The 26,279-nt window shown below is 66.1% G+C and carries 17 protein-coding genes and 2 tRNA genes; 12 read left to right on the forward strand and 7 right to left on the reverse strand.

What is annotated here, in order from left to right; all coding sequences use genetic code 11:
* Position 1: 1 nt before the first annotated feature.
* The 3 genes from BLS85_RS14605 to BLS85_RS14615 form a co-directional block, all read right to left on the reverse strand.
* Entirely contained in the window at positions 2–1,324 is a 1,323-nt protein-coding gene (locus BLS85_RS14605; RefSeq protein ID WP_092787470.1) for an HlyD family type I secretion periplasmic adaptor subunit, read from the reverse strand.
* Entirely contained in the window at positions 1,321–3,846 is a 2,526-nt protein-coding gene (locus BLS85_RS14610) for a type I secretion system permease/ATPase (RefSeq protein ID WP_218128443.1), read from the reverse strand. The genes BLS85_RS14605 and BLS85_RS14610 overlap by 4 nt, the downstream gene beginning before the upstream one ends.
* 162 nt (positions 3,847–4,008) lie before the next feature.
* Positions 4,009–5,082 carry a helix-turn-helix transcriptional regulator gene (locus BLS85_RS14615; protein ID WP_092787472.1) on the reverse strand — a complete coding sequence of 358 codons (1,074 nt, stop codon included), beginning with the start codon at positions 5,080–5,082 and terminating at the stop codon, positions 4,009–4,011.
* A 317-nt stretch (positions 5,083–5,399) separates the two neighbouring features.
* Here BLS85_RS14615 and BLS85_RS14620 point away from each other — a divergent pair, with 317 nt between their 5' ends.
* Positions 5,400–7,532: an HD domain-containing phosphohydrolase gene (locus tag BLS85_RS14620; protein WP_176793773.1), complete on the forward strand. Its 2,133-nt coding sequence runs from the start codon at positions 5,400–5,402 to the stop codon at positions 7,530–7,532.
* Between the two features lie 645 nt (positions 7,533–8,177).
* Entirely contained in the window at positions 8,178–9,593 is a 1,416-nt protein-coding gene (locus BLS85_RS14625; protein WP_092787474.1) for a TolC family outer membrane protein, read from the forward strand.
* A 70-nt stretch (positions 9,594–9,663) separates the two neighbouring features.
* Here BLS85_RS14625 and BLS85_RS14630 read toward each other — a convergent pair whose 3' ends face one another.
* Both BLS85_RS14630 and BLS85_RS19640 read right to left on the reverse strand, forming a co-directional pair.
* Positions 9,664–10,689 carry a lysylphosphatidylglycerol synthase transmembrane domain-containing protein gene (locus tag BLS85_RS14630; RefSeq protein ID WP_092787475.1) on the reverse strand — a complete coding sequence of 342 codons (1,026 nt, stop codon included), beginning with the start codon at positions 10,687–10,689 and terminating at the stop codon, positions 9,664–9,666.
* Positions 10,686–11,981 (reverse strand): glycosyltransferase, encoded by a 1,296-nt coding sequence (locus BLS85_RS19640; RefSeq protein WP_176793775.1) that lies wholly within the window; start codon positions 11,979–11,981, stop codon positions 10,686–10,688. The genes BLS85_RS14630 and BLS85_RS19640 overlap by 4 nt, the downstream gene beginning before the upstream one ends.
* 206 nt (positions 11,982–12,187) lie before the next feature.
* Here BLS85_RS19640 and trxA point away from each other — a divergent pair, with 206 nt between their 5' ends.
* Both trxA and BLS85_RS14645 read left to right on the forward strand, forming a co-directional pair.
* Positions 12,188–13,108, forward strand: coding sequence for a thioredoxin (gene trxA / locus BLS85_RS14640; protein ID WP_092787477.1), 921 nt, complete (start codon positions 12,188–12,190; stop codon positions 13,106–13,108).
* A gap of 34 nt (positions 13,109–13,142) precedes the next feature.
* Positions 13,143–13,808, forward strand: coding sequence for an LON peptidase substrate-binding domain-containing protein (locus BLS85_RS14645; protein WP_092787478.1), 666 nt, complete (start codon positions 13,143–13,145; stop codon positions 13,806–13,808).
* A gap of 26 nt (positions 13,809–13,834) precedes the next feature.
* Here the strand turns inward: BLS85_RS14645 and BLS85_RS14650 are convergent, their stop codons facing one another.
* Positions 13,835–15,298: a transglycosylase SLT domain-containing protein gene (locus BLS85_RS14650; protein WP_092787479.1), complete on the reverse strand. Its 1,464-nt coding sequence runs from the start codon at positions 15,296–15,298 to the stop codon at positions 13,835–13,837.
* A gap of 169 nt (positions 15,299–15,467) precedes the next feature.
* Entirely contained in the window at positions 15,468–16,808 is a 1,341-nt protein-coding gene (locus BLS85_RS14655) for a globin-coupled sensor protein (protein ID WP_092787480.1), read from the reverse strand.
* A gap of 221 nt (positions 16,809–17,029) precedes the next feature.
* On the opposite strand from BLS85_RS14655, the gene BLS85_RS14660 reads away from it, so the two are divergent.
* The 8 genes from BLS85_RS14660 to BLS85_RS14695 all read left to right on the forward strand — a co-directional run.
* Positions 17,030–17,115, forward strand: a tRNA-Leu gene (locus BLS85_RS14660).
* A 103-nt stretch (positions 17,116–17,218) separates the two neighbouring features.
* Positions 17,219–18,553 (forward strand): trigger factor, encoded by a 1,335-nt coding sequence (gene tig / locus BLS85_RS14665; RefSeq protein ID WP_092787481.1) that lies wholly within the window; start codon positions 17,219–17,221, stop codon positions 18,551–18,553.
* 75 nt (positions 18,554–18,628) lie between these two features.
* Entirely contained in the window at positions 18,629–19,282 is a 654-nt protein-coding gene (gene clpP / locus BLS85_RS14670) for an ATP-dependent Clp endopeptidase proteolytic subunit ClpP (RefSeq protein ID WP_092787482.1), read from the forward strand.
* A gap of 258 nt (positions 19,283–19,540) precedes the next feature.
* Positions 19,541–20,806: an ATP-dependent Clp protease ATP-binding subunit ClpX gene (gene clpX, locus BLS85_RS14675; protein ID WP_092787483.1), complete on the forward strand. Its 1,266-nt coding sequence runs from the start codon at positions 19,541–19,543 to the stop codon at positions 20,804–20,806.
* 225 nt (positions 20,807–21,031) lie between these two features.
* Complete coding sequence (gene lon / locus BLS85_RS14680; protein WP_092787484.1) at positions 21,032–23,449, forward strand: endopeptidase La; 2,418 nt, start codon at positions 21,032–21,034, stop codon at positions 23,447–23,449.
* A 488-nt stretch (positions 23,450–23,937) separates the two neighbouring features.
* On the forward strand, positions 23,938–24,210 hold the full coding sequence (locus BLS85_RS14685) for an HU family DNA-binding protein (RefSeq protein WP_092787485.1): 273 nt from the start codon (positions 23,938–23,940) through the stop codon (positions 24,208–24,210).
* Positions 24,211–24,528: 318 nt separating this feature from the next.
* Positions 24,529–24,604: transfer RNA gene (locus BLS85_RS14690), tRNA-Val, on the forward strand.
* Positions 24,605–25,388: 784 nt separating this feature from the next.
* Positions 25,389–26,279 (forward strand): IS66 family transposase (locus BLS85_RS14695; RefSeq protein ID WP_143027208.1); only part of this gene is annotated, 891 nt, incomplete at its 3' end.

Genomic DNA, 26,279 nt, shown 5'->3' on the forward strand with positions numbered 1-26,279 from the left:
TCTAGCGCTCCGTCAGGGCCCGGGACTGCGTCTTCAGGATCGGCTTCAACAAGTAGTCGAGGATCGAGCGTTTGCCGGTCAGGATATCCACACTGGCGACCATGCCCGGCATCAACGGCAACTCCTCACCTTTCCGCGTCAGCTTGTTTTCGTCTGTGCGCAGGGTCACTAGGAAATAGCTTTCATCGGTCTTTTCATCGACGATGGAGTCGGCGCTGATCGACTCCAGTGTGCCGCGAAGCCCCCCGTAAATGGAAAAATCATAGGCAGTGAACTTGATCATCGCCTCCAGCCCGGGACGCAGAAAGCCGATGTCCGAAGGCCGGATCCGGGCCTCGACCAGCAAGGTATCGTCGACCGGCACGATTTCCATGATATCCATGCCCGGCCGGATGACGCCGCCGATGGTCCGCACATGCAGAGTCTTGACGACACCGCGCACCGGCGAGCGGATCTCCGTGCGCTGAACTCGGTCCTGGGCGGCGGTCAGGCGCTCCTGGACGGAGGCCAGTTCGGCCCGGGCCTCGTTCAGTTCGGTCTGTGCCTCGGTCCGAAAGGCCAGATATTTCTCCTCGATCCGCTGTGAGGCCTCTTTCATGGCGGCCTCGGCACGCGGAATCGCCAGTTCCGATGCCTCGATCTCGCCCTCCAGGTCGTTCGCCTCGCGGCGCAGCCGCAGAAGGTCGATCCGTGGCACAACGCCGCTATTCACCAGGGGGCGGGTGATGGAGATTTCCTCGTTGATGAGGCTCAGGCTTTCCCGCGCCTGCTCCACCTTGTGTTCCAGTTCCAGAAGCTCCTGGCGACGCTGCGCGACTTGGTCTTCCAGAATTGAGATCTGAATCTCCAGGCTTTCACGCCGGCTCCGCATCAACTCGCGTTCGGCGCGGACACCGTTGGGATCCTGCGCCGCGAGTTCGGCCGGCATGCGCAACTCGGTACCCACGGCCTCGGCGGTCAGACGGGCGATCCGAGCGGTCAGGGTCCGGCGCCGGGCCTCCAACTCGCCCAGATCCGAACCGAAGCCGACGGCGGCCAACCGCATGAGAACCTGACCCGGTTCCACCAGCTCGCCGGGCTGGACCAGCATTTCCTTGACGATCCCGCCCTCCAGGTTCTGGATGACCTGAATCTTGGACGAGGGAATCACGCGGCCCTCACCCCGGGTCACCTCATCGATCACGGTGTACTTCGCCCACAGGACGGCAATCACGAAGAACGCCGCCACCAGGACCACCACGACATAGGCCAGCCGGCTCGGCCCGATGGTCTCCGCCTGAACCCGGTGACGCGCATACCGGAGATCGCGCCAGGACGCGCTCATCGTTTCCTCCCGTCTGGCACCCGCTTGCCGGTCCCCGCCGAATCCCGGGCGGCGTCTGTCCCCTCGCTGGCATCATTCCGGGAGTCCAAGGGCTCAAGCTCCGGCGACAACACCCGATCCAGGGCCTCGAAAGGTGATCGTTGCCCCCCCGCCGCGCTGTCGTCATGCCCAGCGCTCTCTCCGTCCTCCGGCCGGCCGCGCCGACCCGGAAGCGCGCGCGTGGACGCGGCAGGGTCGGCAGGCGCGACCGGTCCCGGCGGTGGAGGCCCGCTCCCTTGCCGCGGGGCCGGCTGGCCCTGACCCGCACCTTTCCGACTCGCATCAATGCGTCCCTTGACGGCGCGGCCCCCCGGCCGACCGGCAGCCGCAATCCCGCCAAGCCCGCCGGCACCGGCGCCGCCGCCCGCGCGCATCAGCGCCGGCAGCACGTCCTTGACCGGCCCGTCGGCCACCACCTCGCCCCGGCGCAGCAGAAGCAGCCTGTCGGCGAGACTCAGAAGCGACGGACGGTGCGTGATGATGATGAGCGCCTTGTCCTTCAGCGACGACCCCAGCCGCTTCACGAAGGCCTCCTCGGCTGCCATGTCCATCATGCTGGTGGGCTCGTCCAGCACCAGGATGGGCGGATCCGGCAGCAGGGCGCGGGCCAGGGCGACGGCCTGTCGCTGGCCGCCGGACAGGAACGAGCCCCGTTCGCCCACGGGCATGTCATATCCCATCGGATGCCGGCTGATGAACTCGTGCGCGCCCGACAACTCCGCCGCCCGGACAATCATGGCATCGTCGGCCTCCGGCGCGCCCATGGCGATGTTCTCCCGCACGGTGCCGGTGAACAGAACGATGTCCTGGAGGATGACGCCGGCGGTGCGGCGAATATCCGCCGGATCGATCTGCTGGATATCGGCGCCGTCGATCTGCACCGACCCTTCGGTGGGGTCGTACAACCGCGTCAGAAGACGGGCAATGGTGGACTTGCCGGACCCGACCGGCCCCATGATGACGAAACGTTGGCCGGGATCCACGGCGAAGCTGACGTTGCGCAAGGCCGGTGTCTGGCTTCCGGGATACGTGAAGGTCACGTTCTGCAGTTCGATGCGCCCGGCCGCCGCCGGACGGCTGAGAAACTGCTTGCCGCGGGGCCGGTCCACCGGCAGGGCCATGATCTCGTCGATCGACTTGCGGGCCGACGCGGCGTGGTGCAACCGCGAGACCAGCCCGGCCACCTGTCCCAACGGGGCCATGACACGCCCGGTCAGGATGGTGCTGGCGATCAGACCGCCCATGGTCAGTTCGTTGTTGGAGATCAGATAGACGCCGACGATCACGACGCAGACCGTCACCACCTGCTGAATCAGCGCCGCATAGTGAACGCCGATGCCGGTCAGGAACTTGACGCGGGCGCCGAGACTGGCGGATTCCCCGCTGAAGGCGTCCCAGTCGCGCTGCATGCGCCCCTCTGCCCCCAGGCTCTTGATGGTGTCGAGGGCCGAGATGGCCTCGACCAGAACGCCGTGCTTGTGGGCATTCCCCTCCACGTTCTTGCGCACCGCTTGGCGCAACGGCGCCTGCAGCAGCAGGCCCCCGATGATCACCACGGGCACCGCGATCAGCGGCACATAGGCGGCCGGCCCGGCCAGCAGATAAATCACGGCGATGAACAGAAAGATGAACGGAATGTCCACCAACGCCACGACGGTGGCAGAGGTGAAGAAGTCCCGCACCGCCTCGAACTCCTTCAGCTTATTGGCGAAAGCGCCCGACGAGGCGGGGCGGGCTCCCATGCGCACGTTCATGGCATGGCCGAAAATAATCGACGACATGACCACATCGGCGCGCTTTCCGGTGTGATCAATCAGGTAAGCTCGCAGCAGCTTAAGGGCGAAATCGAACACGTATACAATTATGATGCCGCTGGCAAGAACCCACAGGGTTTCGAGGGCTTGGTTGGGCACCACACGATCATACACGTTCATCGTGAACAATGGGCCCGCCAGCGCGAAAACGTTGACCATGATGGCCGCCAGGATCACATAGGAGTAGACGGGTGCCATTTTGCGCAGGGTGGACCAGAACCAGTGACCGTGCGGCTCTTCACGGCGCTCGTCCATCTGGCCGCGATAGGAGATTTCCGGCCGCGCCAGAATGGCGTAGCCCTCGTACCGCTCCTCGATCTGGCGGCGTGAGACGATCTCCGTGCCGCTTTGCGTTTCCGGCAGCAGCACCTCGAACTGGTCTCGTTTGACCTCGCGCAGAACGACGTAGGTGGTCCGCCCCTTCAGGAGCAGAACCACGGGAAACAGGTGGTTCGGAATGGCGCTGAAGCTGCGCCGGACCAGTCGGGCGCTCAGTCTGGCGCGCGCGGCCGCCACCGGAAACAAGTCCGGGGTCAGCCGGTTGTCCTCCAGCGGCAGCCCGGCCGTCAGCGAGACCCCGGACCGGGGTCGGCCGTGGAGACGGCACAGGGCCAACAGGGCCGCCAGCAGGGGATCCGCCGTCTCCGTGGAAAGAGCAGTGGGACGCACGGTCCAGCCAGTTCCAGAGGAGCCGGACGGCGCATCCCCTCCCGTGCCGGGGGGCGCGCCGGTCGCCCCTTTTCCCGCTTTGGGAGCCGTGTCCTTGCCGCCGCTGCGTTTTCCAAACATTGCCATGCGCCACCAAAGGTTCGTAGGGCCGTCGACTGGCCCTCAGACAGAGCCAACCTCATCCGCCCTGGAGCCGAGACCCCAAACCGGGTCCCGCTCGGCCGGTCCGTTTCCGGATGACCCGGACAGGACTGACCCGTCCGATGTTTCGTCCCCCCTTGCGCCCGTGGTGATCACCGCCGGCCCGGACAGCACAAGCTTTATCACGTCCGACTGGCGTCGGGTGTTGGTTTTGCGAAACACCGATTTCACCTGCGTACGGATTGTGGTGACCTGCTGCCCCCGCTCGGCCGCGATCTCCTCCAGCGTCTGCCCGCGCGCCAGCCGGGCAACGATCTGGGCCTCGGAGCGCGTCAGGCCGTACAGACTCATCAAACGCTCGTCGCTGATGGAAAAACCAGCCTCGGGATCCGCAATGAACAGGGCCGCACCGGGATGTGCTGGCCCGGCCGGCACCAGAATGACCGAAACCGGGGTGCCCCCATCGGCCGGTGTCACGGCGATGGCACCTTCGGGCGCGGCGGGGTCACCGGTCGCCACCGCCGCGATGGCCGCGCGCAGTCGGGCCGTCGCGCCTGTGTCGGCCGCGACCAGGAAGCCGTCGCGGGTGCGGCCAAGGTTTCGCCCATCCTGAAGGATGCGGCGGGCCGGGGCATTCGCATGCGCCACCCGGCCGTCCGGACGGGTCAGGATCAGGCCAAGGGGCAACCGGTCCAGGATGCCGTAGGCCGTGCGCCGCGCGCCTTCGGCATCGCGGGCCATGGCGTGGCGGACCCGTGCCCGGTTGAGCCCGCGCGCCAGACCGACCGAAGTCAGATCCTCAAACGCCATAACTTCATCGAAGCCGGCGCGCATCAACACTTCCTCGCCCTCGGGCGTCAGCCCACGAACCACCGCCGTCGTCGCTGCGGCCCGCTCGGACAGAGCCGGGAGCGCAAGACCGGTTTCGTCCAGGTAAACCAGCAAGGGGTCTTTCCCCACCTCCGCCATGCGGTCGGCCGTCTCAAGCACCCGATAGCGCACGCCAGCCGCCTCCAGGTGCGCTCGGATGGGCGTCGGGTCGTCCGCAAGCAAGGCCAGCACGAGAGTCGATGACGGCGGAGACCGTTGCGCCATGGGTCCAGGCTTTCTTTCCCACAACCATCCGTCCGGAACGGGTCCGGATACTGGTGACAGATCCTTGTCACGTCCTTTTCGCGCCGAGACAAGGTGCGGATTCTAACACATCCAAACAGCCTCTGCTTGGATTAAGTCCGGGCCGCCCGCGCGCCCCTCCAGCCGGCATCCGGGTTGCCCGCCTCCCGAAGGCATGGCATCATGCCTCGCGCAGATCGTGCGGTACACACGCTGATCGGCTCAATGGTCTCGCTGTGTGTCGGGGGGGCACCCGATCCTTCAGAAGCGGGACGCATCGGATCGGAAAGAAACCAACGATGAGCGACGACAGCGGGATCATTGGATCGGACCCGGCCCACGCCCCGGATCAGGCCGACGGTGATCGGAGGGCTTTGCGGGGCGTGGTGATCGTGGTGGCATCCCTGATCGTGGTCACGGTCGTGGGCGTGGCCCTGGTGCTATCGTTCGTCGGCGCGGAGCGTGAACGCGAGATTCAGAACTGGCAGGTGCGCCTGGGAATCGTGGCCGACGGCCGCGCCGGCGCGGTCGCCCAGTGGCTTGACGAGCAGACGACCGTCCTCGCAAGGCTGTCGAGCAACGCCAGCCTGCAACTCTACGCCATGGATCTGGTCGCCGACACGGCCGGCGATGTTAACCAGATCGAGGGCAACTTCGTCCGCAATCTGCTCAACGCCACGGCGGATCAGGCCGGGTTCGTTCCGACCCGCCGAACCGGCCGCGTCGACGCCAATATCGAGGCCCCGGCGAGCGCGGGGCTGGCCATTGTGAATCCGGCCGGCGGCGTGATCGTGGGCAGCGATTTCATGCCCGAACTGCCGGGACGGTTCGGCCCCATGCTGGCCACCGCGTCCGAGGGCCGGACCGCCGTCTTCGGGCCGCAGATGGGTCCGACCGGGGAGCCGCTGCTGGGATTCGCCGCGCCGCTCTACGCCATTCAGCAAAACGCAACGGCCGGCGGCGAAATCGGCTTCGTTGTCGGGCTGCGTCCCTTCGACCGCACCATCTTCGAGCTTCTGGTTCAGCCCGGCAACATCTGGGAAACCACCGAGACCCTCCTGGTCCGGCGCCGCGACCGCTCGATCGAGTACATCACCCCCCTGTCGGACGGCACCCCGCCGATGGGCAAGTCGTTGTCGATCGAAACGCCACGGTTGGCTGCGGCGCAGGCGTTCAAGGATCCCGGCCTGTTCGGTTTCGGTCGCAATCACGCCGGCAAATCAGTCCTGTACACCAGCCGCGCCGTGCCCGGGACGGACTGGCTGCTCGTCCATTCCATCACGGAGGAAGAGGCCCTCGCCGCCTCCGAAGCCCGGTTGACGTCGCTGCTGATTGTCTTCCTGCTGCTGATTGGCGGTGTTCTTGTCGGCGCACTGGCGCTGTGGCGGCACGGAACCTCGGTTCGTCTGGCCAAGATCGCCGCAAGCCACAGAATCGCGTCGGATCGCCTGCAGTCCTTCATGAAGTTCGTCCGCGTGGTGACGGACGGCCAGCCCACCGCCATCGCGGCGGTGGATGAAAGCGGTCGCTACACCTTTGCCAACATTGGCGCGGCCTGGGGGTCCGGGCTAACCCCGGATCAGGTCGTCGGCCGGACCATGACGGACGTGATGGGACCGCATGCCGCCAACCTGTTCAAGGATCTCAATGCCCGGGCGTTCCTGACCAATGAACCTGTCAGCGAGGTTCAGGCGCTGGAACGCGATGGCGCCGAACGCATGATCAAATCCGACCACATCCCGCTGGCGGCCGACCGCGATCATCCGCGATCCGTGCTGATGGTGTTGGAGGACATCACCGACCTGATGGCCGAACGCGCCCAGCGCGAGGCCACCATGCGCGATCTGGTCGGCACCCTGGTCAGTCTGGTGGACCGGCGCGACCCCTATTCGGCCAATCACTCCAACCGGGTGGCCGAACTGTCCGTGGCCATCGCCACCGAAATGGGAGAGCCGGAGCAGACCGTGCGGACCGTCGACATCACCGGCAACCTGATGAACCTGGGCAAGATCCTCGTGCCCGAGAGCATCCTGACCAAGACCGAATCCCTGACAGAGGACGAGAAGAAGGTCATTCGGGATTCCATGGTGCAGACGGCGGAGCTTCTGCGGTCGGTGCACTTCGATCTGCCCGTGGCCGAGACCATCCGTCAGTTGCAGGAACGCCCGGACGGGACCGGCTATCCCCAGGGATTGTCCGGCGACGACCTCCTGTTGACGGCGCGCATCGTCACCGTGGCCAACGCGTTCGTCGGCATGGTCAGCCCCAGGGCCTTCCGCGGTGCCCTCTCGGTCGAGGACGCCTGCTCCCAGCTTCTGGGGAACGTCGACACCCAGTACGATGTCCGGCCGGTCGCCGCTCTGATGAACTACCTGCAGAACCGGGGCGGGGCGGAGCGTTGGCGTCACATCGACGACACCCCTGCTGACTGAGGCGCATCCCGAACACTTCGGATCGTCTGGCAACGAAACCGCGTTTAAGTGTTGCGGGTATCCGGCCCCCTTGGTGTGTCCGGAGACCCGCAACACGACCGCAATGGCGGGCCCCATCGCGCCCCTTACCACCCTGAATCGGTTTACGACTCAGCGATGGCGGGCCGGCGCGAGCAGGCGGGCGAGGACACCCGGACACGAGTATGGCATATTTGCCACAATTGCGCGATTTGTCGCGCCAGACGACGGATTTCTGGACCCCTCCAGCACGATTTAGCGATGGCGGTGCGTGTCGAAGAGCCACAGGCACTAAAGATATTTTTTGTTTCGAAGCCACAGAGGCCCCCGACAAACAAACAAAAAACCGACCTTGGGTCAGAGACAAAAACAAGTTTCTGTCTTTCGCCACCTCAACAACACGAGAAATCAGCCCCTTTCGAGAATTATCCGACATAGGCTTGCGCTTTAATTCTTCAAGAGCAACCATTGTATTTCCGCCCACCTAAGTATAACATTCCCATTCGCGCAGTGTTGTGTTTTTTTTGCTTGGTTGACATCCATACGGTTTGAGATAAAAATCCAGGAGCTATCAAAGTTTCGCGCTCACGCGCGCGTCGGGCTGTGTCGGCGGTGGACTTAATCGTGATGGAGGGGATGATGCGCCTGAAAAGGCACCTGTTCTTGGTTACCACGGCATTGAGTGGGTTCGGGCTGCTTGGCGCCCTGCCCGCGAGTGCCATGTCTTTGGAAGAAGCCGCGTTCCAGGCCGCGTCGACCAATCCGCAGATCGAGGCCGCCAAGGAAAACCGGCGCGCCCAGGTCTTCGAACTGAGGCAGGGCCGCGGGTTGTATTTCCCCCGTCTTGACGTCACCGCAGATGTCGGACCCGAGTGGACGGAAACGCGCAATATCGACGACGAGAAACTCGTTCGCTACGACACCCAGATCCGCCTGACCCAGTTGCTGTTCGACGGCTTCGCCCGCGAGGCCAAGATCGAGCAACGGGCCTCTCGCCTGGACGGCGCGGCGCTGCGGGTCGAGGAACGGGTCGAAACCCTGTCGCTGGATGCGGCCGAAGTCTACATGGACGTTCTGCGGTACCGCGAACTGCGCGATATCGCGATCGACAACGTCGCGGTCCACGAGGACATCCTCTCTCAGGTGAGCCAGCGCGTGAATGCCGGGCAAACCGGCATCGGCGACCAGCAGCAGACCGAGACCCGGCTGGCGGCCGCCAGGGACGCGGTGGTCAGCGCGGAACAGGATGTGAGGGACGCCGAGGCGTCGTTCCTGCGGATCGTGGGCACCGCGCCGGACGCCATGTCGGAACCGCCGTCGCTGGTGGACTACATGCCGGGGACGGTTGACGAAGCGGTCTTCCAGGCCGTCAACAACAGTCCGACCCTGCGGGCGACCGCCGCTCAGATCGACGAGGCCCACGCCGCTCACCGCGAAGCGGGCGGCGCCTACTACCCGACCATCGAGTTGGAACTGCAGCACAGCCGCAACGACGACATCGACGGCGTGGAAGGCATCAACAACGACGCCACCGCCCTGGTGCGCCTGACCTGGAACCTGTTCAACGGCGGCATCGACACCGCCCGCCGCACCGAACTGGCACACCGCATCGGTGAACAGCGCGCCGAGACCATGAACGTGGAACGCGCCTTGGCCGAGGAAGCGCGGATTTCGTGGAACGCCATGGAAGCGGCGCGCAGCCGGGTGGACATCCTGCGCGATCAGGTCGCCTCCAACACCAACGTGGTGGAAACCTACCGCCAGGAATTCCTGATCGGCCAGCGCGACCTGCTCGACCTGCTCGACAGCGAGAACGAACTGTTCCTGTCCCGCAGCGCGCTGGTCAGCGCCCAGTACGTCTCCGAGTTCGCGGTCTATCGGATCCTCGCCGTCATGGGCGCGCTCTCCGACGCGCTCGGCGTGCCCGATCCGGGAGAGGCCGCCGCCACGGCCCGGGCGGGTGCCGGTGTCACGCCGGACTACTCGTTCGGTGAGCGCGCGGTGGACGCTGTCAACCGTCCGGCCCCGGACCAGACCTACTAACCGTCCCTGATCGGTCGCCTCCCTCCGGCGGCCTTTGGACGCATCGAACAGCGGGACATGGCCTTGTCGGTCATGTCCCGTTTTTCTGTTCGTCTTCCCCCATATCCGGCGGCCCCCCGTCGCTCCGCGCCGATGGAACCCGGACGCCCGAACGCCGCAAAGCCGCAAAGCCGTCGGCGTCCCCCGCCGCCCACACGACGCCGCCGATCAGGCCAGTGACCACCGCCGAGGCCCCGTAGAGCACGGAGCAGGCCAGCGCCGCGTCCGCCGGCAGACCGACGATCCCGAAGCCCAGCACCAGAGCGCCCTCGCGCAGGCCCCACCCGGCGACCGAAACCGGCACGGCGGCGGTCAGAATGGCCGGCGGAAACACCAGGGCGATGGTCCACCACGACGCGTCCAGCCCCAGCGCCAGCGCGTACAGCCACACCACCGTAATGTCGATCAGATGCGGCACCAGCATCAGCGCAAGAATCGGGGGCGTCACGCGCCGGTTGCCCAGGGCACGCCACGCCGACTCCGACAGGGACACGAGCGGACGCGCGACCGAACGCTCCGCCAGCCCCCGCGGCAGCCAGCGCAGCCCCAACAGCACCAACAGACACCCCAGGCCACCCAGCACCAGTGTCAGCAGGCCGCTCGCCACCAGCGGATCGTCGGCGCGCCCCGCCAGCACCGGCAGTCCCGCGCCGCACAGCGCGATCAGCCCCAGAAAGCTGAACACCCGATCCACGATCAGCGAGCGCGTGGCCAGCCCCACCGGCAGCCCCAGACGCCATCCGTTCCAGATGCGCAGGGCATCACCGCCGATGGTGGAGGGCATGGCCTGGTTGCCGAACAGGCCGAGCAGCACGTTGCGCCACGCCACCGGGAACGCGAGCGCGCGGTCAAGCGCCGACAGCACCAGCCGCCAGCGGGCGGCCGCGCCCAGGGCCTGCCCCTGAAGCAACACCAGGGCAGCCACCCCGGCCAACGCCACGTCGGCGTCCAACCGCCGCCATACGGCGCCAAGATCGACGGTGAAGACGATCACGCCCAGCAGACCGAGCGACACAGCGGCCTTGATCAGCCGCAGGAGCAGCGCGCGCGTCGTCATGCCCGCTCCCGGTTTTCGGCCGCCGCGCGCCACACCGGCAACAGGTCTTCCTCCAAAACCGTACGCCAGGACGGCGCCGTTGCCTCCACGACGGCCCGCGCCCGGACGCCCATCTCCCGGCGCGCCTCCACATCCAGCAGAAGCGGTTCAATCGCCGCCGCCCACGCCGTTGGGTCGGCGTCCTCCACCAGCACGCCGTCCATCCCGTGCGCCCGCACGAAGCGCGCCCCGCCATCGCGCGCCGATACCACCACGGGCAGGCCACAGGCGCGCGCTTCCAGCACCACGTTCGGCGACACCTCGCTTTCCGACGGAAAGACAAACACGTCCGCGCTGGCATACAGGGCCGGCAATGCCGCCTGGGGCAACGGGCCGGGCGCGCAGGCATGGTCCGGCCCCAGCAACGCCATGACGTCGGCGCGGCGCCCCCCTTCGCCCACCGCCAGAACGTAGGGCGCCTGCCCTCGGTCCAGCAGCAGGCGGGCCGCCCGGGCCAGCGTCATCAGCCGTTTGCTGTCGTCGGCGCGGCCGACGAACAACAGCAGCGGTCGATCCGCCGGCACACCCAGATCCAGACGCAAACGCGCCCGGTCGCGGTGCTTGGGATGGAAGCGGTCGAGGTCGATCCCCCGACGCAGCCACCCCACCCGATCAGCGCCCAGTTCGGCCTCGGCCATCGCCCGATCCGGCTCGCGTGAGACCAGCACCCGATCACAATCGGCAACGAACCGGGCCACCTTGCGCGCCGCGCGCCGCCCCAGCCGCCCCGGCAGATCGAGATCCTCCAGAACGCGACGGCCGAGCCAACCGGCCCCGACCCAACGCGCGAGGATTTCCCGGGAGTAAACCGTGGTGAAGGTCGGCAGGTCGGTGTGGATCGAGGCCGTCAACCCGGTGCCCCGGCGCGCCGCCACGCGCCGCGCGGTTCGGGAGAACGCGAACGTGTCGGTGCAATGCAACACGTCGTGCCGGCGCAAGTGCCGCGCCAGCCGGCCGTGATGTCGGGCAAGGTCGGTATGCCCCGCGCCTTGGGCCAGAAAGGGAAACCGCGCCGTGCCCAGCACCGGCGGCACGGCATGGAAGCGGACATGCCCGGCCAGCGGCTCCACCATCTCGTCCTTGCCCTCCGCCATGGTGTAGACGGTCAGGTCCAGAACATCGGGCGACAGCGTGGCCGCGGCCTCGGCGAAGCGTTCCCAGCATTTGACGTGCCCCCCGGCGGTTGGTCCCCGCGCCAGTGTGATCAACACGGCAACGGACAGCGGGCGGGATGATGGCGGTGCGGTCGTCATGAGGGTTCCGGAGGTGTCTGTTGGCGCCCCGTCGGGCGGGCGGACCATGCCATGCCGGCGGTCCCCCGCGCAACGGCCCGTCCTGCGCCAACACCCCTTGCCTCCTTGGGCCGTCCGGACCAAGTATGGGGCCAAGATCCTGGCCCCTTCCGCCGCCTGCGGGCGGGCCGCCCTCATCCATGGCCGACAAGGAAACGGAACGAACAATGGCGATCATTCTCGATGGAGAAAGCACCACCGTCAGCACGGCGGCCCCGGCGGCGGGCGGTGACCTCATCAAGGACGGCACCACGGATACCTTCATGGCCGACGTGATCGAGGCCTCGAACAGCGTCCCCGTGGTGGTGGACTTCTGGGCGCCCTGGTGCGGCCCGTGCAAGACCCTGGGGCCGATGCTGGAAAAACTGGTGCGCCAGATGGGCGGCGCCGTGCGCATGGTCAAGATCAATGTCGACGAGAACCAGGAACTTGCCGCCCAGTTGCGGGTGCAGTCCATCCCCACGGTATACGGCTTCAGGCAGGGCCGCCCGGTGGACGCCTTCGCCGGCGCGCTGCCGGAAAGCCAAATCAAACAGTTCCTCTCGGGTCTGACGGGCGGAGCCGAGAACTCCGTCGACGCGCTTCTGGAGGAGGCCGCCCAGGCGCTGGAAGGGGGCGACACGGAGACCGCGCTGTCCCTGTATCAGCAGGTGCTGCAGGCCGACCAGGGCAACCCGAAGGCCATCGCCGGCTACCTGCGCGGCTTGATCGCCAACGGCCAGAGCGGCGACGCCGCGCAGATTGTCGCCCAGCTTCCCGCCGACTTGCTGCGCGACCCGGACATCGCCGCCGCCAAGACCAAGCTGGAACTGTCGCAGGAAAGCGCGGGGCCCGTTGCGGAACTGCGCGCCAAGGTCGAGGCCGAGCCGGACAACCATCAGGCCCGCTATGATCTGGCCAACGCGCTGTACGCCGCCGATCAGGCCGACGCGGCGGTCGAGGAACTGCTGGAGGTGTTCCGCCGCGACCGCTCCTGGAACGACGACGCCGCGCGCCAGCGCCTGCTGAAGATCTTCGAGGCCCTGGGACCCGGCCATCCCGCGGCCGTCAACGGCCGACGCCGCCTGTCCGCGCTGGTGTTTTCCTGACGCAGCGCCCTCTCCAACCGGAAAGACCCGCCGCATGGTCCGCGCCTTCCAGCCCCGGTTCGACGAACTTCCGGAGACGGTTCCGATCTTCCCGCTCACCGGGGTGCTTCTGCTGCCCGGCGGTCGGTTGCCGCTCAACATCTTCGAGCCACGCTATCTGAACATGGTTGAGGATGCCCTGGGCGCGCGCCGGCTGATGGCCATGGTCCAGCCGCGACAGGAGGGCTCGGACAGCACGGAGGCGGACCCGACGCTGTACGGCGTGGCCTGTCTGGGCCGCATCGTCTCGTTCGAGGAATCGCCGGACGGCCGCCTGCTGCTGACCCTGCTGGGGCTCAACCGCTTTCACCTGGGCGAGGAACTGCCGCTGCATCGCGGCTATCGGCGGGTGCGGGCGGACTATTCGTCCTATGCGCGGGATCTCGACGAACAGGGCGCGGTCACCCTCGACCGTGACCGGCTGTTCGAGGTGCTCAAGCCGTTCGCGGCCAACCATGGCCTGTCGTTCAACTGGGACATCATGCGCGACGTGGACACCGGCCCGCTGCTCACCTCGCTGGCCATGGTCTGCCCGTTCGAGCCACGCGAGAAGCAGGCACTGCTGGAAGCCGACACACCGCAGGCGCGGGCCGACATGATCCTGACCCTTCTGGAAATGGGGGCCTTCGGCACCCCCTCCGGCGGCGGTGTCCGGCAGTAGCAAAGGAACGCCGGGCGACGACCGACCTACCCCGTCCGCATCGGATCGAGAATGGCGGCGATGGCGCGTTCGGCGCGGTCGCCGGTGAGGACCTCACGGGTCGGACGGACCATCGGCGACGCCGTTGATCCAGACCCGGTCTTCAGCGACGCGAGCAGGGCGAGGCGCAGGGCCGGCTGTTCGGCCGACAGATCGCCAGCGCCGGCGGTCGCGGCGCGCGCATCGGCTACACTGATGGACCGGAAGACGATGGAAGCGGCCCGCGCCAGCGACAGGAACGGCACCTCGGTGGCGGGGGCGGAGGCGCGTGTGGCGGCCCCGGTGTGGCCTCGCGCCGATGTCCGGGTTGCGTCATCCAGCAACGCCGCCATGGCCAGAGCCGACGGCCCCGGGAGCCGCGGGCCTTCCGTCGCTCCGGCCTCTTCCGTCGCCGGCTCAAGGCCCAGAATGCGGGCGATGGCCGACTCGGAAAGGCCGTCCGCTGGCGACGGTAGCGCGCCCGACCCTGAACCGGACGCCGAACCGCGCGCCACCATCACCGCGTCCGTGCCCGGACCCGCGCCCGTGGGAATCACCGGAACATCGCGCAGGGCGGAGGGCACCGGCGCCTCGCCCGTGGCGCCCCGGGCCACGCGGACGTCTCCGTCCAGGGGAGGCGCGGCCCAATCCGGCCGGCGCCCGGGCGGCATCGGAGGCCGCTCGGCGCCCCAGGCCACCTGCCCCATGTCCTCGCGCGGCGGCGCCGTCGGCTTGGCCCCCGGTGGGCGCGGCGGCGGCCCGGCCACGAGATCGGGCACGGAGGCGAAACCGCGCATGGCACGGGTGATGGTCGAATCCATCAGGTGGCGGACTTCCTCCAGCGTGCGAGGGCGGCCGTTCACCCGAAACAGGCCTGGATTGGCGGCGGCCGCCTCCGGCAGCACGCGCTCGGCCGGGGTGTGTGGCGCGCGGGCGGCTGCGTCCAGGAACGTGACCGCGCCGGTCGGGCCCAGGAAATGGGCCAGATAGATCTCCGTGGCCGACGGAGAGCGGCCCAGCGCCTGACGCAGGATCGCCTTGTTGCTGCCGGCGTATTCAGCGGCCATGAGCGCCGACACGCGCGGATCATCGCGCAGCGCCAGCACGCGGGCCTCAACGGCGGGATCGGCGACGGTGAACCGTCCCCGGGAATCGACCTGAATCGCGGCCGCAACATCGCCCAGACCGTGCCCGGGGCCGTAGCGATGCACCATTTCGAACCAAGTGTCGCGGGTGAACTGGAACAGACCCCGCGCCGTTCCGCGCGCGTTGGCGGCGTCCGGCCGAAAACCGCTTTCCTGGTGGGCCTTGGCCAACATGTAGGTGAAATCAACGCCCGTCCGGCGGCTGGCGTCGCGGATGCCGACAAGCACATCGCGCCCGACCGTGCGGCCATTGACCCGCACGGTCGCCGCCAGTTGCTGGGGCGGGGGTTGGGCGATGACGCCCTTTCCGACCGGCGATCCCGTCACACCGCGCCCTCCCATCCTTCAGCCCCCAGGGCATGCATTGTGCGTGCAGGGACCGCGATCCCATCAGAGTGCGGGAAAAAGGGTGGAAGAGCGGTTAACGCGCCGTCGCCACGTTCCGCGCGCCGGATCAGTGGATTCGGTGACGCGGCGCACTGGCCAGCTTTTTGGTCTACGCCATGGTCTTGCGGATGTCGCTCAGGAAGCTGTCCACCTTTTCCGTCAGGTGCTCGGCCTGCTTGGCCAAATCCGCCGCCGCCGCCAGGACCTCGTCGGCCGAGTGGCCGGTCTCACCGGCGGCCTGGGTGACGTCGCCGATGTTACTGGAGACGTCGGTCGTGGCGTTGCTGGCCTCCTGGACGTTGCGCGCGATTTCGCGGGTGGCCGCGCCCTGCTGTTCCACCGCCGCCGCGATGGCCGACGCGATCTCGCTGATTGCCGCGATGGTGCCGCCGATGCCCTGGATGGCGTTGACGGCGTCGCGGGTCGCGCCCTGGACGGTGCCGATCTGGTTGCTGATGTCCTCGGTGGCGCGGGCGGTCTGGCTGGCGAGGCTCTTGACCTCGTTGGCGACCACGGCGAAGCCCTTGCCGGCCTCGCCGGCGCGGGCCGCCTCGATGGTGGCGTTCAGCGCGAGCAGGTTGGTTTGGCTGGCGATATCGTTGATCAGCTTGACCACGGCGCCGATCTTTTCGGCGGCATTGGCCAGCGATTCCACCATCTCGTTGGTGCGCGTCGCCTCCTCCACGGCCGCCCCGGCGATGCGGGTCGATTCGGTCACCTGCCGGGAGATTTCGGCGATGGAACTGTGCAACTGCTCGGTCGCCGAGGCCACGGTCTGCACGTTCATCGAGGCCGTCTGGGCCGCATTGGCGACAAGCTGGGTCTGGTCCGACGTGGCGGTGGCGGTGCGGGTCATCGCGGCGGCGGTGTTCTGAAGCTCGGTCGCGGCGGCCGCGACGATCTCCACCATGCCGTGGACGTCGTGCTCGAACTTGGCGGCGTGCTCGTTCAGCAGGTTGGCCGCGCGCTCCCGAGCGGTCTGGATGTAGACCGAGATGGCGACGTCCATGTCCAGGAACAGCGCCCGAGTGATGGCCGACATGACCGCGACGCCCTGTTTCGGGTTTTTGCGATAGGCGTTCGCCATGACCAAGGCCACGCGGTTGATGACGAAGGCATAGCCGCCCAGATACCAGCGCGGCTCCAGCCCGACCCGTTCATGGGTGCGGCCGATGCGGTCGGCGGTGCGCATGTAGGCCTCGTCAAACCGGCCGCTGAAGACGTTCTCCATCCAGTGCTTTTTCTGCATGTCGCGGGCGTGCTTCATGCGCGCGGGAGAATCGAACATCTCCACCATGCCAGGGGTGGCCTTGATGAGACCGTAGAAGTCCTCAAGGATTCCGTCCATGTGCGGTACCAGCGCCTTGCGGCCCTCGTCCAGAAGGCTGACCATGGACGGGTCGATCTTGAGAAAGGACAACCGACCCCCGCGATCCATCTGATCCGACATTTCCCGACCTTTCCTGCCCTGAGATCTTCGCAACCGCTTTGTTATGCATCAACTTTCGGTCGAAGACGCCGCCACTTCGTTTCAGATCGACAATGCCCTTTGCCCCCAGGCAACGCAAGGACGTTCCGGAGCGACGGGGCGGCGGAGAGAAAACGGGTATTGCCCTTGGCCGTACCGATTGTCTATGAGTGAGGCCGGTTCACGGTCAGGATCGCCGCACCGCGGGCGTGGTGGAATTGGTAGACACGCCAGATTTAGGTTCTGGTGGCTTTCAGCCGTGGGGGTTCAAGTCCCTTCGCCCGCACCATGCGAGGATCATTGGAGCGGTTCTCTTCGGTTCCGACCCCCGACGCTCCCGTTTCGCCCACCCCCGCCGTCCCTTGTCATTTTCACTAGTGCCGGATCAAGCCATGCAGGTAACGGAAACCCTCACCGAGGATCTCAAGCGCGAATTCAAGGTTGTCGTTCCCGCCGACACCCTGAACGAGAAGACGGAGGCGCGCCTGACCGAGGTCGGGTCACAAGTTCGCATTCCCGGTTTCCGTCCCGGCAAGGTGCCCATGTCGCTGCTGAAGAAACGATTCGGCGGCCACGTCATGGGGGAGATTCTGGAGCAGACCGCGCAGGAGGCCGTTGATGGTGTCATCAAGGACCATGAATTGCGCCCCGCGCTTCAGCCCAAGGTCGAGGTGTCCGAGTATGAGCCCGAGGGCGACCTCAGTCTGACCATCGCCGTCGAACTGCTGCCCGACATGGGCACCCCCGACTTCTCCGATATCGCGGTTGACCGCGACATCGCCGAGATTCCCGAGGAAGAGGTCGACGGCGCGATTGAACGGCTGGCCAACGCCCGGCGCGGCTCGGAGCCGGTGACCGACGACCGTCCCGCCGAAAGCGGGGACATCGTCGTTATCGATTTCGTCGGCAAGAAGGACGGCGAGCCCTTCCCGGGCGGCGAGGCCCAGGATTACTCGCTGGAACTGGGCTCCAACACCTTCATTCCCGGGTTCGAGGATGCCCTGATCGGGGTGCGGGTCGGCGATGAAAAGCAGGTCGACATCACCTTTCCGGAGGACTACGGCGCCGAGGATCTCGCCGGTCAGGCCGTGACCTTTGATGTGACCGTCAAGGAACTGCGCCAGCCGGCACCGGTGGCTGTGGATGACGAGTTCGCCAAAACCTTCGGCCGCGAGACGCTGGAGGAGCTGAAGCAGGCGATCCGCGACCAGATCGCCGACGACTACAAGCGGGCGAGCCGGGAGAAGGTCAAGCGCCGCCTGCTCGACAAGCTGGCCGAGAAGTTCACCCAGGCGGTCCCCGAGGGGCTTGTCGATGTGGAATTCGACGCCATCTGGAAGCAACTCATGGAAGCCAAGGAGCGCGACCAACTCGAGGATGACGACAAGGCCAAGTCCGAAGACGAGTTGCGCGCCGAATACCGCACCATCGCCGAACGGCGGGTGCGCCTGGGCCTTCTGCTGGCCAAAGTCGGCGAGGACAACGCCATCACCGTCACCCAGGAGGACCTGAACCAAGCTCTGATCGAGCAGGTCCGGTCCTATCCGGGCCACGAGCAGGCCGTGATGAACTACTATCGCCAGAACCCCCAGGCCATGGAGGAGCTGCGTCCGCCGATCTTTGAAAACAAAGTGGTTGACTACATCCTTGAGCTTGCCCAGGTGACGGAACGCACGGTCACCCCGGACGAGTTGAAGGCGCCCGATCCAGAGGGCGAGACCGGGTGATCCGTTTCGCGCGCGACGCGCAGCACCACGCAGCAACACAGTGCCAGCCCCGATCCGCCAGATTGAGAGAGCTCGATGAAAGACCGTGATCCGATGGAGGTGTACGCGAACACGCTGGTGCCGATGGTGGTCGAGCAGACCAATCGGGGCGAGCGGTCCTATGACATCTATTCGCGCCTCCTCAAGGAACGCATCATTTTCCTGACCGGCGCCGTCAACGATACCGTGGCCAGCCTGATCTCGGCCCAGCTTCTGTTTCTGGAGTCGGAGAACCCGACCAAGGACATTGCGTTCTACATCAATTCGCCGGGAGGGGTGGTCACGTCGGGACTCGGCATCTATGACACGATGAATTACATCCGCTGCGATGTGTCCACCGTGTGCCTGGGTCAGGCCGCATCCATGGGCTCGCTATTGCTGACGGCGGGCGCGGCGGGCAAGCGCTTCGCCCTGCCCAACGCGCGCATCATGGTCCATCAGCCGTCGGGCGGCTTCCAGGGTCAGGCCACCGACATCGAGATTCACGCCAAGGAAATCCTGTCGATCCGCGAGCGGCTGAACAACATCTTCTGCCACCACACCGGGCAACCCCTGGAGGTCGTGGAACAGGCCATGGAGCGCGACAAGTTCATGCCGCCCGAGGAGGCCCTTGCGTTCGGACTGATCGACGAGGTGGTGACGTCGCGTCATCTGCCCGACGAGGAGACCGACGGCGGGTCGGGCGCCTAGGGCCTGAAGGCCGGACTATCGGCCTGAGCGTCCGGCAGACGCGCGGGATCACCGCGTGTCACACCGACGCCTTTTTGTCGCACGGCGATTTGTCGTTGTGCGCCTGGAGGCTCGGCGGGTAGTATGACGGTACGGCGAAGAAGGGGCACCCCGGATCGGTGACGGGTGGCCTCGCCCGGGTTTGGCCGACAGCGGCGGTACCCCGAGGCCTCGATGACCCGATTGTCAGCCGGGGTTGCGCGCGGGAGTGGAGTGGTTATGAGTAAGTCTTCTGGTGGTGATTCCAAGAACACCTTGTATTGCTCTTTCTGTGGAAAGAGTCAGCATGAGGTGCGCAAGCTCATCGCCGGACCGACCGTGTTCATCTGCGATGAATGCGTCGAATTGTGCATGGACATCATCCGCGAGGAAAACAAGACGCAGCTTGTGAAGACCCGCGATGGCGTTCCGACCCCGCGCGATATTCTTTCGGTTCTGGATGACTACGTGATCGGCCAGCGGCACGCAAAACGCGTGTTGTCGGTGGCTGTCCACAACCATTACAAGCGATTGAGCCAGGGCGGCAAGAACAGCGAGGTTGAACTGTCCAAGTCCAACATCCTGTTGATGGGGCCGACTGGCTGCGGCAAGACGCTTCTGGCGCAGACACTGGCCCGCATCCTTGATGTTCCCTTCACCATGGCCGATGCCACGACCCTGACGGAAGCCGGGTACGTCGGCGAGGATGTCGAGAACATCATCCTGAAGCTGCTTCAGGCCTCCGACTACAATGTCGAGCGCGCCCAGCGCGGCATCGTCTATATCGACGAGATCGACAAGATCTCGCGCAAGTCGGACAACCCCTCGATCACCCGCGACGTCTCCGGCGAGGGCGTGCAGCAGGCGCTGCTCAAGATCATGGAGGGCACCGTCGCCTCCGTGCCGCCCCAGGGCGGGCGCAAGCATCCGCAGCAGGAATTCCTGCAGGTGGACACGACCAACATCCTGTTCATCTGCGGCGGGGCGTTCGCCGGCCTGGACAAGATCATCGCCCAGCGCGGACGTGGGACGTCCATCGGGTTCGGCGCCGACGTGCGCGCGCCGGAGGAAAAGCGGACCGGCGAAATCCTGCGCCAGGTGGAGCCCGAGGATCTGCTGAAGTATGGCCTGATTCCCGAGTTCGTCGGGCGCATGCCGGTGCTTGCGACGCTGGATGATCTGGACGAAAGCGCCCTGATCGAAATCCTGACCAAGCCCAAGAACGCGCTGGTCAAGCAGTATCAGCGGCTGTTCGAGATGGAGAACTCCCAACTGACCTTCGCCGAGGACGCGCTTGAGGCCATCGCCAAGAAGGCCATCGCCCGCAAGACCGGCGCACGTGGCCTGCGGTCGATCATGGAAGGCATCCTGCTGGAAACCATGTTCGATCTGCCCGGCATGGAGGGCGTCAGCGAGGTGGTGGTCAACCGGGAGGTCTCGGAGGGGCGCGCCAAGCCGCTGTTCATTTATGCTGACCGGCGGGAAGATGTCGGCAGTTCGGCCTGACGCGTCGCCGATGTCCGAGACGCTCCGGGACCCCGTCTGCCCTGTCCGGGCGCCCTGATCAAACCGTCGGTCGCGCGCCCGGGGCGCGCCACCTTGACCGACAGTCCGACGTGCCCCACATCTCCCGCGCCTGGGCGTAAGGCGGTCTCTCCGCGACGCGGGCGGATCACCGGGGTTCCCGCCAGCCCAGCCCGGCGAAGCCAGCCCCCAAACAGAGGTCAGCACGTGGATATCGGCTCGACAGATACCTATCCGGTTCTCCCCCTGCGGGATATCGTGGTGTTCCCCCACATGATCGTGCCCCTGTTCGTGGGACGCGAAAAGTCCGTGCGCGCCCTTGAAAACGTCATGGCCGACGACAAGGAAATCCTGCTCGTCGCGCAGAAGAACGCCTCCCAGGACGATCCCGGTCCCGACGATATCTACGAGATCGGCACGGTCAGCACGGTTCTGCAACTGCTGCGCCTGCCGGACGGAACCGTCAAGGTCCTGGTGGAGGGCAGCCGCCGCGCCCGAATCGCCCAGTACACGCCCAATGAGCACTTCTTCGAGGTCCAGGCGGTCGCGGTGGACGACGATGAGGTTGACGCCGAAGAAATCGAGGCGTTGCAGCGCTCGGTCGTGGGGCAGTTCGAGCAGTATGTGAAGCTGAACAAAAAGATCCCGCCGGAGGTTCTGGTCTCGGTCAACCAGATCGAGGATGCCGCCAAGCTGGCCGATACCGTCGCATCGCATCTGGCCCTGAAAATCTCCGACAAGCAGGACGTCTTGGAAACCACCTCCGTCGCCGAGCGGCTGGAACGCCTGTACGCGTTCATGGAATCCGAAATCGGCGTGCTCCAGGTCGAGAAGAAGATCCGCGGCCGGGTCAAACGCCAGATGGAAAAGACCCAGAAGGAATACTACCTAAACGAGCAACTCAAGGCGATTCAGAAGGAACTCGGCGAGGGCGAGGACGGCCGCGACGAGCTTCAAGACCTTGAGGACAAGATCGCGAAGGTTCGCCTGACCAAGGAAGCCCGCGAGAAATGCCAGTCCGAACTCAGAAAACTGCGCAACATGAGCCCGATGTCGGCCGAGGCCACGGTGGTGCGCAACTACCTGGACTGGATGCTGACCATCCCCTGGCGCAAGCGGTCCAAGGTCAAGCGCGACCTGCGTGAGGCCGAGCGAATCCTGAACGCCGATCACCATGGCCTCGAAAAGGTCAAGGAGCGCATTCTGGAATACCTTGCGGTTCAACTCCGCACGGCAAAGCTGAAGGGGCCGATCCTGTGTCTCGTGGGGCCGCCGGGCGTGGGCAAGACCTCGCTGGGCAAGTCGATCGCGCGGGCGACCGGCCGCAACTTCGTGCGCATGTCGCTGGGCGGGGTCCGCGACGAATCGGAGATTCGCGGCCACCGCCGCACCTATATCGGCTCCATGCCGGGCAAAATCATCCAGGGCATGAAGAAGGCCAAGACGTCCAATCCCCTGTTCCTGCTCGACGAAGTGGACAAGCTGGGCAACGACTGGCGCGGCGATCCGTCCTCCGCCCTTCTGGAAGTGCTGGACCCGGAGCAGAACAACACCTTCAACGACCATTACCTGGAGGTGGACTACGATCTGTCCGACGTGCTGTTCGTCACCACCGCGAACAGCCTGCGCATGCCGCAGCCGTTGCTGGATCGGCTGGAGATCATCCGCCTGTCCGGCTACACCGAGGACGAAAAGGTCGGCATCGCCACGCGCCATCTGATTCCGAAGCAGATGAAGGCGCACGGGCTGCGCACGGGCGAGTGGTCGATTTCGGAAGAGGCGATCCGCGATCTGATCCGCTACTACACGCGCGAGGCGGGCGTCCGAAACCTGGAACGGGAACTGGCCGGCCTGAGCCGCAAGGCGGCGAAGGACCTGCTGCTGCACAAGTCGCGCACCCGCATCAGCGTGAGCCGGCGCAATCTGGAAAAGTACGCCGGGGTTCGGCGCTATCGATTCGGCGAGGTCGAGACCGAGGACCTGATCGGTGTGACGACGGGCCTCGCCTGGACAGAGGTCGGCGGCGAACTGCTGTCCGTCGAGGCCCTGACCATGCCCGGAAAGTCCGGCATCATCCTGACCGGTCACCTGGGCGACGTGATGAAGGAATCGGTGCAGGCGGCCCGCTCGTTCATCCGCTCAAGGGCCGTGACCTTCGGCATCCGCCCGACCCTGTTCGAGAAGCGCGAGGTTCACGTCCACGTTCCGGAGGGAGCGACCCCCAAGGACGGCCCGTCGGCCGGCATCGCCATGTGCACGTCGATGGTCTCCGCGCTGACAGGTATTCCCGTGCGCCGGGACATCGCGATGACCGGCGAAATCACCCTGCGCGGTCGCGTTCTGCCGATCGGCGGGCTGAAGGAGAAGCTGCTGGCGGCGCTGCGGGGCGGGCTGGGAACCGTTCTGATTCCGAAGGAAAACGAGAAGGATCTCGCCGAAATCCCGGACAACGTCAAACGGGGCCTGACCATCATTCCCGTCAACACGGTGGACGAGGTGCTGGCGAACGCCCTGGTCAAGCCGCTGACACCGATTGAATGGACCGACGCCGACGAAGAGGCAGCCGATGCCGACCTGCGCCGATCCAATCGCAAGGACGGCGATGAACCCGTCATGACACACTGAACGGCGTGGTCCGGCGATCAATGGTGAGGTCAGGTCTTGCCGGCGTCGCCTCGTGAGGATGGCGTGACGTGGGGACGCATCACGTCTTGTGCCGAAGAAGTGTGGAGTCGCCCCGGGTTGCGCGACCGCCCAGGGGGTTTCCAGAGTTTTCACTTTATTTGCGGATGATTTATCTTATCTGTACTCGACCGCAACATGCGATCCTCGAACGGGCGCAGACGGGCCGGGACATCCTCTAGTGGAGTTCCGCGTGTGATCCGGTGGAGGCCTCCGCGCGGAAAATCGTCGGAAACGCGCCTCTCCCCTTGCATTCCACCGCCATGCCAGCAAGAGTGAGGCTTCGGAGTGAGTGATCGCCGGCGCGGGATATGGACTCGGGATCGGGTGCCTTTTGGGGCAGGGAACGGTTTGCGGGTCGCTCGTTTGACAGGTGCCGTGACCGCGTGGTCTGGTTGAGCCGATAATTTCACAGGAAAGGGGTTTCGCCAGTGAACAAGAATGATCTCGTCGCCACTGTCGCCGAAAACACGGAACTGTCCAAGGCCGACGCAACGAAAGTGGTCGACTGCGTTTTTGATGCGATCACCGACGCCCTGAAGAATGGGACCGAGGTCCGTCTGGTCGGATTCGGCACGTTCGCAGTCTCCGAACGGGCGCAGTCGGAAGGGCGCAACCCCCGCACAGGCGAAAAAATCGTGATCCCCGCGTCGCGTCAGCCGAAGTTCAAGGCCGGCAAAGCCCTGAAGGACGCCGTGAACTGAGCCGCCTCGCGGGGGCCTCAGGCCCCAACCCGCGCGACCCGCGTCGGCCCGGCGTTCCCGTCGGGGCGGCCGGGTTATGGGTGTCTTTTAGGCCATCGCCCCTTCTGGCCCTCCTTCTGGACACTGGGGCAGATCTGGTCGGCGCATCTTTGGCCTGCCAATCCAAACAAGCGCGAGGCGTGGCCTACGCCCCCCTTCCGATAGGGTGAATCGCGGCGATTCCGGCAGGTCAGGGGCACGATGCGACGGTCTTGATCGCCCCCCTTCCCTTCTGGCCCAGGCCTTTGATCGGCCACGGGGGCGACTGCACGTTTGATCGGGCGATTAGCTCAGCTGGAAGAGCATCTCGTTTACACCGAGAGGGTCGGCGGTTCGAGCCCGTCATCGCCCACCAACGAAAACAAGGGATTACGGCGCTAATCGGGGTGGCGTGCAGAGCCTCATCGGCCAAAAGGTACCATCTGAGGTACCAGCAGCGCCGACACGCGCCCCTCTGATGGCCCTTGGTTCAGGTGAACGGGCCTTTCCGTCAGGCCCACGATTCCCCGCCCGGCAGCGCCCGAGGCAGGAGTTCCACTCGGCATGCTCCGCCCCTGACCTCCTGACCTCGCCGGCGTCACAGCGGCCCCTGACAGGTTCCCGTAAGCCTTGGTTTTGCCGATGCCCGTGAACGTCCTTATGCGCCTCTTCGGCGTTGGACGTAGAATTGGGGGGGGGCGGCTCCAGACCGGAGGACGCCTGCCGGAGATGTTTTATCCCTTGGTCAGGCCGGGACCGCGACCATCCCTCCGTCCCGACCTGCCAGCCGCGTGGCCATCGGGCGAAGGCCCGGTCAAGACTGGCCGCAGGCCACCGCGCGCGGCGCGGCTTGGTCTTGACGGGGGCAGAGCCGATGGCAGGCTGGCCAGGGTCGGACGGACGTGGGCGCCTCAAACACACGAACGAGACTCTGGCGCTTGGTCTTGGGATCACGACACGGTGAAGCGGGCGGGTGACCCGAACGCCACAGCCGACATGACCATTGCCGGGGCGTTGCCCACACCGGGTGACCACCACGTTTGCCGTTCCTGACGCCGCGCGAACGCGATTTGCCGTAACCGGGGCAGAAGTGCGGGCGGTGGCTGCGTCGCGACTCACATTTGGTTGCGCGAACTCGCGGTTCGTGATTCGCTGCGGGCATGGTCAAGCCGCCGTTCGACATTGATGCCCTGTATCCGGCGACGCTGAAGCCGTTGACGCTGGGCCTGCTGGAAGAGAACGCCCGGCTGGTGTCGGAGAACGGGGCGTTGCGCGACGAGATCGCGCGGCTGAAGGGTCTGAAGGGCAAGCCGGACATCAAGCCGCCCTTGAAGCCGTCTGGCATGGACAAGGCAACGGACAAACGGCCCCGGCGCGAGGGGAAGCGGCGGCGCGGGCCGAAAAAGCCGTCGGGCGTGGTCGAGGAGCGGCGGATCGCGGTCGATGGTGTCCCGCCCGGCTCGCGGTTCAAGGGCACCCAGCCGTTCACGGTCCAGGAGCTCAGGATCGAGGCCCGCACGGTGTGCTATCACCGTGAACGGTGGATCACTCCGGACGGCGTGACGATGCTGGCGCCGCTGCCCGATGGGGTCACCGATCACTTCGGTCCCGCGCTCAAGCGCTTCATCCTCGCCCAATACCACCAGGGCCAGACGACGGTGCCCCGCCTGGTCGAGATGCTGCAAGGGCTGGGGGTGGCGATTTCCCAGCGGCAGGTGGTGCGCATCCTCATCGCGTCAAACGACCAGTTCGTCACCGAGGCCCGGGACGTTCTGCGGGCGGGCCTGACCCACGGACGGTGGATTTCGGTGGACGATACCGGCGCCCGTCACCAGGGCAGAAACGGCGTCTGCACCCAGATCGGCAACGATGCGTTCACTGTTTTCGCCACCACGGTTTCCAAGAGCCGGCTCAATTTCCTCGAGCTTCTGCGGGCCGGGCACGGCGACTATGTGCTGAACGATCAGGCCTTCGCCGCCATGCGCCGGCGCGGCCTCGCCGGTTCCGTCATCGCCCGACTGCAGGCCCACCCGGACCGGTTTTTCGCCGAT

This window comes from Rhodospira trueperi (assembly GCF_900101965.1).
Classification (GTDB): Bacteria; Pseudomonadota; Alphaproteobacteria; order Rhodospirillales; family Rhodospirillaceae; genus Rhodospira; species Rhodospira trueperi.

Excerpts from the sequence above, each read along its gene's own strand:
- BLS85_RS14625 (WP_092787474.1), top strand. The coding sequence starts at position 8,178 with ATGGAGGGGATGATGCGCCTGAAAAGGCACCTGTTCTTGGTTACCACG.
- tig (WP_092787481.1), top strand. The coding sequence starts at position 17,219 with ATGCAGGTAACGGAAACCCTCACCGAGGATCTCAAGCGCGAATTCAAG.
- clpP (WP_092787482.1), top strand. The coding sequence starts at position 18,629 with ATGAAAGACCGTGATCCGATGGAGGTGTACGCGAACACGCTGGTGCCG.
- BLS85_RS14655 (WP_092787480.1), bottom strand. The coding sequence starts at position 16,808 with ATGTCGGATCAGATGGATCGCGGGGGTCGGTTGTCCTTTCTCAAGATC.
- clpX (WP_092787483.1), top strand. The coding sequence starts at position 19,541 with ATGAGTAAGTCTTCTGGTGGTGATTCCAAGAACACCTTGTATTGCTCT.
- BLS85_RS14620 (WP_176793773.1), top strand. The coding sequence starts at position 5,400 with ATGAGCGACGACAGCGGGATCATTGGATCGGACCCGGCCCACGCCCCG.
- BLS85_RS14645 (WP_092787478.1), top strand. The coding sequence starts at position 13,143 with ATGGTCCGCGCCTTCCAGCCCCGGTTCGACGAACTTCCGGAGACGGTT.
- trxA (WP_092787477.1), top strand. The coding sequence starts at position 12,188 with ATGGCGATCATTCTCGATGGAGAAAGCACCACCGTCAGCACGGCGGCC.
- BLS85_RS14605 (WP_092787470.1), bottom strand. The coding sequence starts at position 1,324 with ATGAGCGCGTCCTGGCGCGATCTCCGGTATGCGCGTCACCGGGTTCAG.
- BLS85_RS19640 (WP_176793775.1), bottom strand. The coding sequence starts at position 11,981 with ATGACGACCGCACCGCCATCATCCCGCCCGCTGTCCGTTGCCGTGTTG.
- BLS85_RS14630 (WP_092787475.1), bottom strand. The coding sequence starts at position 10,689 with ATGACGACGCGCGCGCTGCTCCTGCGGCTGATCAAGGCCGCTGTGTCG.
- BLS85_RS14615 (WP_092787472.1), bottom strand. The coding sequence starts at position 5,082 with ATGGCGCAACGGTCTCCGCCGTCATCGACTCTCGTGCTGGCCTTGCTT.